This is a genomic window from Micromonospora sp. NPDC049679 (genome assembly GCF_040659735.1).
In the GTDB taxonomy this organism is placed as follows: Bacteria; Actinomycetota; Actinomycetes; order Mycobacteriales; family Micromonosporaceae; genus Micromonospora_I.
Genome location: NZ_JBFANZ010000032.1, coordinates 49,548 through 60,937, shown reverse-complemented (window position 1 = coordinate 60,937; position 11,390 = coordinate 49,548). Strand labels below are relative to the sequence as shown.

12 protein-coding genes and 1 pseudogene are annotated in these 11,390 nt (G+C 72.2%); 11 read left to right on the top strand and 2 right to left on the bottom strand.

The window, feature by feature from the left end:
• Positions 1–101: 101 nt before the first annotated feature.
• A pseudogene (locus AB0J06_RS20040) lies at positions 102–536 on the top strand (shikimate dehydrogenase); the annotation flags it as partial.
• Positions 537–713: 177 nt separating this feature from the next.
• Here AB0J06_RS20040 and AB0J06_RS20035 read toward each other — a convergent pair.
• Positions 714–1,958 carry a multidrug effflux MFS transporter gene (locus tag AB0J06_RS20035; RefSeq protein WP_357430438.1) on the bottom strand — a complete coding sequence of 415 codons (1,245 nt, stop codon included), beginning with the start codon at positions 1,956–1,958 and terminating at the stop codon, positions 714–716.
• 226 nt (positions 1,959–2,184) lie between these two features.
• Between AB0J06_RS20035 and aroC the strand changes: the two genes are divergently transcribed.
• From aroC to nusB, 7 genes are all read left to right on the top strand, one after another.
• Positions 2,185–3,363, top strand: a complete 1,179-nt coding sequence (gene aroC, locus AB0J06_RS20030; RefSeq protein WP_357430437.1) for a chorismate synthase — start codon at positions 2,185–2,187, stop codon at positions 3,361–3,363.
• Between the two features lie 56 nt (positions 3,364–3,419).
• A complete protein-coding gene (locus AB0J06_RS20025) occupies positions 3,420–3,920 on the top strand; it encodes a shikimate kinase (protein ID WP_357430436.1) in 501 nt (166 codons plus the stop codon).
• Between the two features lie 110 nt (positions 3,921–4,030).
• On the top strand, positions 4,031–5,032 hold the full coding sequence (locus tag AB0J06_RS20020) for a YafY family protein (protein WP_357430435.1): 1,002 nt from the start codon (positions 4,031–4,033) through the stop codon (positions 5,030–5,032).
• Between the two features lie 11 nt (positions 5,033–5,043).
• Positions 5,044–6,123: a 3-dehydroquinate synthase gene (aroB, locus tag AB0J06_RS20015; RefSeq protein WP_357430434.1), complete on the top strand. Its 1,080-nt coding sequence runs from the start codon at positions 5,044–5,046 to the stop codon at positions 6,121–6,123.
• Positions 6,120–6,551, top strand: coding sequence for a type II 3-dehydroquinate dehydratase (aroQ, locus tag AB0J06_RS20010; RefSeq protein ID WP_357430433.1), 432 nt, complete (start codon positions 6,120–6,122; stop codon positions 6,549–6,551). The genes aroB and aroQ overlap by 4 nt, the downstream gene beginning before the upstream one ends.
• An 86-nt stretch (positions 6,552–6,637) precedes the next feature.
• Positions 6,638–7,195: an elongation factor P gene (gene efp / locus AB0J06_RS20005; RefSeq protein WP_357430432.1), complete on the top strand. Its 558-nt coding sequence runs from the start codon at positions 6,638–6,640 to the stop codon at positions 7,193–7,195.
• A 23-nt stretch (positions 7,196–7,218) separates the two neighbouring features.
• Positions 7,219–7,629 carry a transcription antitermination factor NusB gene (gene nusB, locus AB0J06_RS20000; protein ID WP_357430446.1) on the top strand — a complete coding sequence of 137 codons (411 nt, stop codon included), beginning with the start codon at positions 7,219–7,221 and terminating at the stop codon, positions 7,627–7,629.
• Positions 7,630–7,703: 74 nt separating this feature from the next.
• On the opposite strand, the gene AB0J06_RS19995 is transcribed toward nusB, so the two are convergent.
• Positions 7,704–8,192 (bottom strand): transcriptional regulator, encoded by a 489-nt coding sequence (locus AB0J06_RS19995; protein WP_357430431.1) that lies wholly within the window; start codon positions 8,190–8,192, stop codon positions 7,704–7,706.
• Positions 8,193–8,485: 293 nt separating this feature from the next.
• Here AB0J06_RS19995 and pyrR point away from each other — a divergent pair, with 293 nt between their 5' ends.
• Genes pyrR through AB0J06_RS19980 form a run of 3 tightly spaced genes read left to right on the top strand, consistent with a single transcriptional unit; the run spans position 8,486 to position 11,377 of the window.
• Positions 8,486–9,070, top strand: coding sequence for a bifunctional pyr operon transcriptional regulator/uracil phosphoribosyltransferase PyrR (gene pyrR, locus AB0J06_RS19990; protein WP_357430430.1), 585 nt, complete (start codon positions 8,486–8,488; stop codon positions 9,068–9,070).
• Between the two features lie 52 nt (positions 9,071–9,122).
• Positions 9,123–10,061: an aspartate carbamoyltransferase catalytic subunit gene (locus AB0J06_RS19985; protein WP_357430429.1), complete on the top strand. Its 939-nt coding sequence runs from the start codon at positions 9,123–9,125 to the stop codon at positions 10,059–10,061.
• Positions 10,062–10,081: 20 nt separating this feature from the next.
• The gene (locus tag AB0J06_RS19980) at positions 10,082–11,377 is read left to right on the top strand and encodes a dihydroorotase (RefSeq protein WP_357430428.1); all 1,296 of its coding nucleotides are present in this window, start codon (positions 10,082–10,084) and stop codon (positions 11,375–11,377) included.
• Positions 11,378–11,390 lie beyond the last annotated feature (13 nt).

Below are 11,390 nucleotides of genomic sequence, written 5' to 3'. Positions count from 1 at the left end.
CACCCATACACTCAACCACCCTAAATCGTTTTTATTGTCATTTGTTATGGGTTTACTGTCGTTGTCTGTTCCTATCTGCGGGGGGGGGGGGGCCCGGGGGGGCCGCGAGCGCCGCCGCGGCGGCGATCGGGGCGACCGGGGTCACCGTGGTGGCGCGCCGGCCGGAGGCGATCGACGAGCTCACCCCGGTCGCCGACGCGCTCGGGGTGCCGCTGACCGGGGCCGGCTGGGCCGACGCCCAGGCTCGGGTCGACGCGGACGTGGTGATCTCGACGGTGCCCAAGGGCGTCGCGGACCCGCTCGCCGAGGTGGTGCGGTGGCGCCCCTCCACGGTCTACTTCGACGCGCTCTACGATCCCTGGCCCACGCCGATGGCGGCGGCGGCGCAACGCGCCGGATGCCGCATCGTCTCCGGCCTGGATCTGCTGCTGGCGCAGGCGGTCGGCCAATTCGAACAGTTCACCGGGGTCGACGCCCCGCTGACCGCGATGCGTGCCGCGCTCAGCGCGGCGGTCGACGCCCGGCTGCTGCGGTAGCCGGCGAACGGATCGGAAACCTGGCCGGCGGCCGGCCGGAAACGTGGCCGGTAGCCGGCTCGGGAACCGAGCCGGCTACCGGTTGACGATCCGCGGCGACGGTCAGAAGGCGAGTCCGGCCGCCGCACCTGCAGAGCTCGCTCGCCGACGCGCACTGAGCGCCGGAGCCGGGGCCTGTCACCGGGCGACGCGGCGGGGGCGGGCCAGGGTCAGCGCGGCGACCAGGGCCAGGGCGAGTGCGCCGAGGACGACGACGGCCATCGGCACCGCGCTGCGCGGGTCGCCGAGGCCGACCACCGGAGCGGCCAGCGCGCCGATCACCGACTGTGCCGCGCCCATCACCGCTGCGGCCGTTCCGGCGCGCTCCGGATGCTGGTCCAGGGCGAGCGCGACCCCGCTGGGCTGCGCCATGCCGAGGCTCGCGACAAAGTAGAAGAGCGCCACGGTCACGGCCGCCAGGCTGCCGGCCAGGGCGCCGCCGAGCAGCGCCACCGCCGCGGCCAGGCCGCCGGCCAGGGAGAAGATCAGCAGCGTACGGGGGCTGCGCCGGCTGAGCAGCGCGCCGTTGAGCTGTCCCAGCGCGACCATGCCGAGCGCGTTACCGCCGAAGACGAGACCGAACGCGGTGGCGGAGATGCCGAAGACGTCCTGGAAGACGAAGGATGAGCCGGAGATGTAGGCGAAGAGGGCCGCGAAGGCCAGCCCCTGGGTGAGCGTGTAGCCGACGAAGACCCGGTCGGCGAGGAGTAGCCGCATGGACCGCAGGATGTTGCCGAGGCCACCGGTGGTGCGTCGGTGCGCGGGAAGCGTCTCCGGCAGTCGCATGGCCGCCAGCGCGGCCAGCAACATGCCGATGATGGCGAGGGTGACGAAGACGCCGCGCCACGACGTGAACCGCAGGACCAGGCTGCCGAGGCTGGGCGCGGCGATCGGGGCGAGCCCGAAGACGAGGATGAGGCGGGAGAAGTAGCGGGCGGCGGCCGCACCGGCGTAGAGATCGCGCACGATGGCCCGGGACACGACCACCCCCATGCCGCCGGCGAAGCCCTGCCCCAGGCGGAGCGCGGCGAGCGCCTCCGCCGAGGGGGCGAAGGCGCAGAGCAGCGACAACACGGCGTACGCGATGGTCCCGACGATCACCGGCCGGCGCCGCCCCCACCGGTCGCTCAGCGGTCCGGTGAGGAACTGACCGAGCGCCATGCCGATCAGGCAGGTGGTGAGGGAGAGCTGCACCTGCGCGGGGCGGGCCGACAGGTCGGCGGTCATGTCGGGGAGTCCCGGCAGGTACATGTCCAGCGAGAGCGGGGCGGCGGCGGTCAGGGTGCCGAGCAGCACGAGCAGGATGGCGGCGGAGCGCCGGCTGGTCGGCGCACCATCGGATCCGGTCGGTCGTACGGGGGCGCGGGGGGCGGTGTTCGGCACGGTGCGTTCCCTCTATGGTGATCTCCGCCGATACAGTAGCGGGCGTCACAGGATGTCCGCGGTGTGGGCGATCACCCGCCCGGAGCCGTGCTCGCCGTCACCATAGACCGGCGTTGTCCGGCAGGCGGGACAGCGCGTGTGGCGCGCGGCGGCGGACAGTCAGCGTGACAAACTGTCCCGGTCGCCCTGCCGGTGAGTAGGCGGCGATCGACGGAAAGGCTGTCACGTGTTGCGTTGGCTGACCGCGGGGGAATCGCACGGTCCCGCTCTTGTCGCTCTCCTGGAGGGCGTGCCGGCCGGGGTCGAGGTGACCACGGCCGACATCGGGCGCGACCTCGCCCGTCGCCGGCTCGGCTACGGGCGTGGCGCGCGGATGTCGTTCGAGCAGGACGAGATCGAGGTGATCGGTGGCATCCGGCACGGCGTGACGCTGGGCAGCCCGGTGGCGATCCGGGTCGGCAACTCCGAGTGGCCCAAGTGGCAGACCGTGATGGCCGCCGACCCGGTCGACCCGGCGGAGCTGGCCGCGCAGGCGCGCAACGCGCCACTGACCCGGCCCCGGCCGGGCCACGCCGACCTGGCCGGCATGCAGAAGTACGGCCACACCGACGCGCGCCCCATCCTGGAGCGGGCCAGCGCCCGGGAGACGGCGGCGCGGGTCGCCGTTGGCGCCGTCGCGAAGGCCCTGGTGCGGCAGGCGCTGGGCATCGAGATCGTCTCCCATGTGGTGGAGCTGGGCTCGGTGGCGGCCAAGCCGGGCCTGCAGCCGCGGCCGGAGGACGCCGAGCGGGTCGACGCCGACCCGCTGCGCTGCCTCGACCCGGAGGCGAGCGCCCGGATGGTCGCCGAGGTCGACGCCGCGAAGAAGGACGCCGACACGCTCGGCGGCATCGTCGAGGTGCTGGCGTACGGCGTACCGCCGGGTCTCGGCAGCCACGTGCAGTGGGACCGCAAGCTCGACGCGCGGCTCGCCACGGCGCTGATGTCGATCCAGGCGATCAAGGGGGTCGAGATCGGCGACGCGTTCACCCAGGCCCGCTCCCGCGGCTCGGTCGCGCACGACGAGATCATCCCCACCGCCTCCGGGGTCAAGCGGGTCACCGACCGGGCGGGCGGCCTGGAGGGCGGCATCACCACCGGCGAGCCCCTGCGGGTACGGGCGGCGATGAAGCCGATCTCCTCGCTCAACCGCGCCCTCTCCACCGTGGACGTCACGACCGGTGAGCCGGCGACCGCGATCAACCAGCGGTCGGACGTCTGCGCGGTGCCCGCCGCCGCGATCGTGGCCGAGGCGATGGTCGCGCTGGTGCTCGCCGAGGCGGCGACCGAGAAGTTCGGCGGCGACTCGGTCGCGGAGATCCGCCGCAACCTCGCCGGCTACCTCGACAACCTCGTCATCCGGTAGGTGGGCGTGAGGAGTGAGCGCAGCGAGCCCCGCAGTCGTGAACGGAAGGTGACACCATGACCCGGCCCGTCTGTGTGCTGGTCGGCCCGCCCGGCGCCGGCAAGTCCACGGTCGGTCAGGCGGTCGCCGCCGCGCTCGGCGTGCCGTTCCGGGACACCGACACCGACATCTCGACCGCGGCCGGCAAGCCGATCTCGGAGATCTTCGTCGACGAGGGGGAGGAGCACTTCCGCGCGCTGGAGCGGGCCGCGGTCGCCACGGCGCTGAGCTCGTTCGACGGGGTGCTCGCGCTCGGGGGCGGGGCGATCCTCGCCGACGAGACCCGCGCGGCGCTCGCCGGACACACCGTGATCTACCTGTCGGTGGAGCTCACCGACGCGGTGCGGCGGGTGGGGCTGGGCGGCGGTCGCCCGCTGCTGTCGGTCAACCCGCGGGCCACGCTGAAATACCTGCTCGACCAGCGGCGCCCCCTCTACGAGCAGGTCGCGAGGAACACGGTGGTGACTGACGGCCGCACCCCGGCCGAGGTCGCCGACGAGGTCCGCGGGCTGCTGTAGGCAACGCGCGCGCCGTGGTGTCCTCCTCGGGATCGGATCTGTCCGGCCCTAGGATGGGTCCCGGACAAGATCCGTCCGGTTATCGGCGGGTCGGATAGAGAGACTCGCCCGTGTCGCATCCCGCATCGCGCGTGCTCGGCATGCTCGAGCTGCTCCAGGCGCACCACCAGCTCACCGGCGCCGACCTGGGTCAGCGCCTCGGCGTCGACGAGCGGACGGTGCGGCGGTACGCGGCCACCCTGGCCGAGCTCGGCATCCCCGTCGTCGCGACGCGCGGCCGCTACGGCGGCTACCGCCTCGGCGCCGGCCACAAGCTGCCCCCGCTGATGCTCAACAACGACGAGGCCGCAGCCGTGGTGCTCGGCCTCGTCGCCGCCGACCATCTCGGGCTCGGCACCGAGGCGCCCGCGACCGCGTCGGCGCTCGCGAAGATCCGCCGGGTGCTCCCCGCCCCGCTCGCCGACCGGCTCGCCGCCGTCCGGGAAACCCTCGGCTTCACCCTCCAGCCGCCGGAGGGGAGCGCCCGACCGGCGACCACGACGCTGCTCGCCCTCGGTGCGGCGACCCGCGCCCGGCGTCGGATCAGCATGACCTACCGCTCCTGGCGCGGCGGGGTCTCGTTGCGCGAGCTGGACCCGTACGGGCTGGTCTTCCATGCCGGCCGCTGGTATGTCACCGGCCACGACCACCGGCGCGACGAGGTCCGCACCTTCCGGGTCGACCGGATCAGCGCCGTCGACGCGGGCGAGGAGAGCTTCACGGTCCCCGACGGGTTCGACCCGGTCGGACACGTCACCCGTTCGCTCGCCGGAGTCCCGTACACGTGGGAGGTGGAGGTGCTGCTGGAAACCGACCTCGCCCAGGCCCGCCGCCGCGTGCCCGCCACGGTCGCGGAGCTGACCGAATCGGCCGACGGGATCCTGCTGCGGGCCCGGGCGCAGCACCTGGACGGGATGGCGCAGCTCCTCGCCGGGCTCGGCTGGCCCTTCACGATCCTGCGCCCGGTCGAGCTCCGCACCGCGGTCACCGAGCACGCCGCGCGGCTGACCGCGCTGGCGGCCCGGGAACCCGTCGGGGCCAACCAGCATGGATATGCCAGGGGAAACGGCTAGGCTCGGCTTCGATGAACGAGCTGACCCGCATCCCCGTTGCCGGTGACCGGCCGTACGACGTCCTGGTCGGACGCGACCTGTTCGGCGGCCTGCCGGCGCTGGTCGCCGGCGCCGAACGCGCCGCCGTGCTGCACGCCGCGCCGCTGAAGTCGCAGGCCGACAAGATCGTCGAACTGCTCGCCCGGGCCGGCATCCGGCCGCTGCTGATCGAGGTGCCCGACGCCGAGGCGGGCAAGACCGCCGAGGTCGCCGCGGGTTGCTGGGAGCAGCTCGGGGCGGCGGGCTTCACCCGTACCGATGTCGTGATCGGGGTCGGCGGGGGCGCGGTGACCGACCTGGCCGGCTTCGTCGCGGCCTGTTGGCTGCGCGGGGTGCGGTGGGTCCCGGTCTCCACCTCGCTGCTGGGCATGGTCGACGCCGCCGTCGGAGGCAAGACCGGGATCAACACCGCCGCCGGAAAGAACCTGGTCGGGGCGTTCCATCCACCGGCCGCCGTGCTCTGCGACCTCTCCCTGCTCGACACGTTGCCGCCCGCGGAACTCGTGGCCGGCCTCGCCGAGGTGGTCAAGTGCGGCTTCATCGCCGACCCGGAGATCCTCGAACTGCTGGAGGCCGATCCGCTCGGTGTGATCTACCCGGCGGGTGGCGTGCTGCGGGAGCTGATCGAGCGGGCGGTCCGGGTCAAGGCCCGGGTGGTCTCGGCCGACCTGCGCGAGTCGGGACTGCGCGAGATCCTCAACTACGGGCACACGCTCGCCCACGCGATCGAGAAGGTGGAGAACTACCACTGGCGGCACGGGCACGCCGTCTCGGTCGGGCTGGTCTACGCGGCCGCCCTCGCCCGCTGCGCCGGGCGGCTCGACCCGCTGACATTGGGTCGGCACCGCGCGCTGCTCGGCGCGCTGGGGCTGCCGACGAGATACCGCGCCGACGCCTGGCCGGAGCTGCTCGCCGCGATGCGGGTGGACAAGAAGGCCCGCGGTAACCAGCTCCGGTTCGTCGTGCTCGACGGGCTGGCCCGGCCGGCCATTCTGGAGGGCCCGGACGACGCCCTGCTGCGCGCCGCCTACCAGGAGATCGCCCAGCCATGAAGGTCTACGTACTCAACGGGCCCAATCTGGGCCGGCTCGGCACCCGCCAGGTCGACGTGTACGGCGTCACCTCCTACGCCGACCTGGTCGCGCTCTGCGAGGGCACGGGCGGTGAGCTGGGGCTCGATGTCGAGGTGCGGCAGACCGACGCCGAGCACGAGATGCTGGGCTGGCTGCACGCCGCCGCCGACGAGCAGGCCGCGGTCGTCCTCAACCCCGGCGCGTGGTCGCACTACTCCTACGCGTTGCGCGACGCCTGCGCCCTGCTGCGTGCCCCGTTGATCGAGGTGCACATCTCCAACATCCACGCGCGGGAGGAGTTCCGGCACCACTCGGTCGTCTCGGCCGTCGCCGCCGGAGTGATCTGCGGCCTCGGCGTCGATGGCTACCGGCTGGCGCTGCGGCACCTGGCGCTCGGTCGGGGTTGACCGCCCCGCGCACCCGCGCCAGCGCTGCGCGGTCCTGGCCAGTAGACTTGGCAGGTCCGTCCGCCACTTGAAGATCAAGGCAGGAAATGGCCAGCACGAACGACCTGAAGAACGGTTTGGTCCTCAACCTCGACGGCGAGCTCTGGGCCGTCGTGGAGTTCCAGCACGTCAAGCCCGGCAAGGGTGGCGCCTTCGTGCGCACCACGCTGAAGAACGTGCTCTCCGGCAAGGTCGTCGACAAGACCTTCAACGCGGGCACCAAGGTCGAGACGGCCACCGTCGACAAGCGGACCATGCAATACCTCTACGCCGACGGCGACGACTACGTCTTCATGGACCTGGACACCTTCGACCAGATCCACGTGCCGGGTGGCACCGTGGGCGAAGCCGCCAACTACCTGCTCCCCGAGGCCGAGGCGACCGTCGCGACCCACGAGGGCGTGCCGCTCTACATCGAGCTCCCCACGAGCGTGTTCCTCGAGGTCACGTACACGGAGCCGGGGATGCAGGGCGACCGCTCGACCGGCGGCACCAAGCCGGCCACCGTGGAGACGGGCGCGACCGTTCATGTGCCGCTCTTCATCACCATCGGTGAGAAGATCAAGGTTGACACCCGCGACGGCCGTTACCTCGGCCGCAGCTGATGGCAGAGGGTCCCAAGACGCAGATGCCCGCTCGCCGCAAGGCGCGCAAGCGGGCACTGGACGTGCTCTACGAGGCCGACGTACGGGATCTTCCGCCGGTTGAGGTGCTCGCCAACTACGTGCAGCGGATCGCCGCGCCCCATCCGGAGCACCTGCCCTACGCGGTGGGCCTGGTCGAGGGCGTCGCCAGCCACATGGCCCGGATCGACGAGCTGATCGCCAGCTACGCCGAGGGCTGGACCCTGGAACGAATGCCGGTGATCGACCGCAACCTGGCGCGGATCGCGGTGCACGAGTTGCTCTACGCCGACGAGATCGACGACGCGGTGGCCATCTCGGAGGCCGTCGAGCTCGCCAAGCAGATGTCGACCGACGACTCGCCGCGGTTCCTCAACGGCATCCTCGCCCGGATCGCCGACTACACCAAGCACTAGCGCCGATCGCGCGGCGCCGCGGTGATAACGCGGAGGGGCCCACGCCGGCTGGCGTGGGCCCCTCCGCGTGGTGCTCAGGACGCGAAGAACGCCCGCGGGTCGGCGACGAGCACGCCCTGCTCGTTGAGCCGCTCGATCAGACCCGACGCCGAGGAGTCGTAGACGATCGCCAGGGCGCGCAGGTCGTCGGCGCGGATGGAGAGCACCCGGCCGTTGTAGTCACCGCGCTGCTGCTGGATAGCGCGCGCGTAGCGGGCGACGTACGCCAGGTCCTCGGAGGCCTCGTCGTAGAGACGCTCCAGGTCCAGGACGATCTTGTTGGTCGACTCGTGCCGGACTCCGCTGCCGTCGGGCAGCAGTTCCGAGACGGGGACCCGGTAGAAGTCGGCCAGTTCGGCGAGGCGCGAGACGGTGACGGCGCGGTCGCCACGCTCGTACGAACCGACGACGACGGCCTTCCAGCGCCCGTTTGACTTCTCCTCCACCCCCTGCAGGGAGAGCCCCTGCTGCTGACGGATGGAGCGCAGGCGGGCGCCCAACGACTTGGCGTACTCAGAGGGCATACGGACACTCCCAGTGGCTGGCCCGGGGGATTTTCCCCGGCGATCGCTACGGAGCGTGACGGTACGGGGGTTCCGAGATGTGGTCAAGTGGCCAGTGCTGAGTGGTTGCGAAAATCGTGTGCGGTTCCGCGATTATTCGACTCCGCGGTGTGTTGTCGAGCGCACCGCAGCGTGGTCGGGCCAAGGTCACTGGTAACGTTGCGTGCAGCCATCAGCCCGACCGGAACGCGGTCGACGCTGGAAATTGACGTCCTTTAACGACCCGTCCGGTGAGGCGGGGAAGGGGGTCCGCCGTGGCCTACCCGCAGGCCGCTAAACCCGAGGTGGCGACGTCGCCACCCGCCAAGGTCATTTTGTCCAGCGCTGATCTGCATCGCGTGGTCGACCGCATCGCGCACCAGATCCTGGAGAAGACCCAGGGCGCCGACCGCACCGTCCTGTTGGGCATTCCGACCCGGGGCGTCCCGCTGGCCCGCCGACTGGCCGCGCGGATCCGCACCTTCGAGGGGATCGACGTCCCGGTGGGTGTGCTCGACATCACTCTCTACCGCGACGATCTCCGGCTCAAGGCCACCCGCGCGGTGGGCCCGACCGACGTGCCGCCGGCCGGCATCGACGGGCAGCGGGTCATCCTCGTCGACGACGTGCTCTTCTCCGGCCGTACCGTGCGGGCCGCCCTCGACGCGCTGAGTGACCTCGGCCGGCCGAGCTCCGTACAGCTCGCCGTGCTGGTCGACCGGGGGCACCGGGAGCTGCCGATCCGGGCCGACTACGTGGGCAAGAACATTCCGACCGCGGTCGCCGAGAGCGTCAAGGTCACGCTCGCGGAGAGCGACGGGACCGACGAGGTCAAGCTCGTGGGGGGTGGCTCGCTGTGAGCGCGAGGAGTGAGCTTGCGAGCCCGGCAGCCGCGAACGGAAGGGGTGCTCGATGATCAAGCATCTGCTCTCCGGGGCCGACCTCGACGCGCAGACCGCGACGCTGATCCTGGACACCGCCGCCGAGATGGCGACGGTCGCCGGTCGCGAGGTCAAGAAGCTGCCGACGCTGCGCGGACGCACCGTGGTCAACCTCTTCTACGAGGACTCCACCCGTACCCGGATCTCCTTCGAGGCCGCCGCCAAGCGGCTCTCCGCCGACGTGATCAACTTCTCGGCCAAGGGATCGAGCGTCTCCAAGGGCGAGAGCCTCAAGGACACCGCGCTCACCCTGCAGGCGATGGGCGCCGACGCGGTGGTCATCCGCCACCCCGCCTCCGGCGCCCCGCACCGGCTCGCCAACTGGGTCTCCGGCTCCGTCGTCAACGCCGGGGACGGCACCCATGAGCATCCGACCCAGGCGCTGCTCGACGCGTACACGATGCGGGCCCGGCTCGGACGCCTCGCCGGCCTGGAGGTCGCGGTCGTCGGCGACGTGCTGCACAGCCGGGTGGCCCGCTCCAACGTCCTGTTGCTCTCCACGCTCGGAGCGAAGGTCACTCTGGTCGGTCCGCCGACGCTGATCCCCGTCGACATCGCCACCGCGCTCGCCCCGGGGGTGCAGGTCTCCTACGACCTCGACGCCGTGCTGCCCACCGCCGACGTGGTGATGATGCTGCGGGTGCAGCGCGAGCGGATGGCCGACTCCTACTTCCCGTCGGCCCGCGAGTACGCCCGCCGCTACGGCCTCGACGGCCCGCGGATGCGCCGCCTGCCCGAGCACGCGATCGTCATGCACCCCGGTCCCATGAACCGGGGGATGGAGATCGCGGCGGAGGTCGCCGACTCACCCCGCTCGACCATCGTCGAGCAGGTCACCAACGGTGTCAGCGTCCGGATGGCGGTCCTCTACCTGCTCCTCGGTGGCCGGGGCGCGGGAGTCGCGCAGTGAGCGTCGGAAATGGAGATCCAGTGACCTCGTACCTCATCCGGGGCGTCCGTGTCCTCGGCCGGGAGCAGACCGACCTCCTGTTGCGCGACGGCGTCGTCGCCGAGTCCGGACGCGGGCTCGACGCGGGCGCTGCGCAGGTCATCGAGGCCGATGGGCTGGTGGCGTTGCCCGGCCTGGTCGACCTCCACACCCACCTGCGTGAGCCGGGGCGGGAGGACGCCGAGACGGTGCAGACCGGCTCGCGCGCCGCGGCGCTCGGCGGCTACACCGCCGTCTGCGCGATGGCGAACACCTCGCCGGTCGCCGACACGGCCGGCGTGGTGGAGCAGGTGTGGCGGCTCGGGCGCGAGGCCGGACTCGTCGACGTGCAGCCGATCGGCGCGGTCACCGTCGGGCTCGCCGGCGAGCGCCTCGCCGAGCTGGGCGCGATGGCGGCCTCCGCCGCCGCCGTGCGGATCTTCTCCGACGACGGGCACTGCGTGGCCGACCCGCGGCTGATGCGGCGGGCGCTGGAGTACGTGAAGGCCTTCGACGGCATCATCGCGCAGCACGCGGAGGAGCCCCGGCTGACCGAGGGCGCCCAGATGCACGAGGGGGAGGTCTCCACCCGGCTCGGGCTGACCGGCTGGCCCGCGGTGGCCGAGGAGGCGATCATCGCGCGCGACGTGCTCCTCGCCGAGCACGTCGGCGGCCGGGTGCACGTCTGCCATCTCTCCACGGCGGGCAGCGTCGACATCGTCCGCCAGGCCAAGGCCCGCGGCGTACGGGTCACCGCCGAGGTGACCCCGCACCACCTGCTCCTCACCGACGAGCTGGCCGCGAGCTACGACCCGGTCTTCAAGGTCAACCCGCCGCTGCGGACCGCCGCCGACGTGGCGGCGCTGCGCGCCGCGCTGGCCGAAGGGATCATCGACATCGTCGCGACCGACCACGCGCCGCACGCCGTGGAGGACAAGGAGTGCGAGTGGGCGTACGCCCGCCCCGGCATGGTGGGGCTGGAGACGGCGCTGTCGGTGGTGCTCTCCACCGCCGCCCTGCACGTCGACGGCCGCCCCGACTGGGATCTGATCGCCGAGCGGATGTCGCGGGTCCCCGCGCGGATCGCCGGTCTCGACGCCCACGGGCACGACCCGGCGCCCGGCGCCCCGGCCAACCTCACCCTGGTGGATCCGGCGGCCCGGCGCACCGTCGACCCCGCTGAGCTGGCCAGCCGTAGCCGTAACACCCCTTACGCGGGCACCGAGCTGCCCGGGCGGATCGTCGCGACCTTCCTGCACGGACACGCGACGGTCCTCGATGGAAAGGCAACGAAATGATCGGCGCGAGGAG

Coding starts and splice junctions, on each gene's coding strand:
- AB0J06_RS20025 (WP_357430436.1), top strand. CDS start 3,420: ATGACCCGGCCCGTCTGTGTGCTGGTCGGCCCGCCCGGCGCCGGCAAG.
- aroB (WP_357430434.1), top strand. CDS start 5,044: ATGAACGAGCTGACCCGCATCCCCGTTGCCGGTGACCGGCCGTACGAC.
- aroQ (WP_357430433.1), top strand. CDS start 6,120: ATGAAGGTCTACGTACTCAACGGGCCCAATCTGGGCCGGCTCGGCACC.
- efp (WP_357430432.1), top strand. CDS start 6,638: ATGGCCAGCACGAACGACCTGAAGAACGGTTTGGTCCTCAACCTCGAC.
- nusB (WP_357430446.1), top strand. CDS start 7,219: ATGCCCGCTCGCCGCAAGGCGCGCAAGCGGGCACTGGACGTGCTCTAC.
- AB0J06_RS19995 (WP_357430431.1), bottom strand. CDS start 8,192: ATGCCCTCTGAGTACGCCAAGTCGTTGGGCGCCCGCCTGCGCTCCATC.
- AB0J06_RS19985 (WP_357430429.1), top strand. CDS start 9,123: ATGATCAAGCATCTGCTCTCCGGGGCCGACCTCGACGCGCAGACCGCG.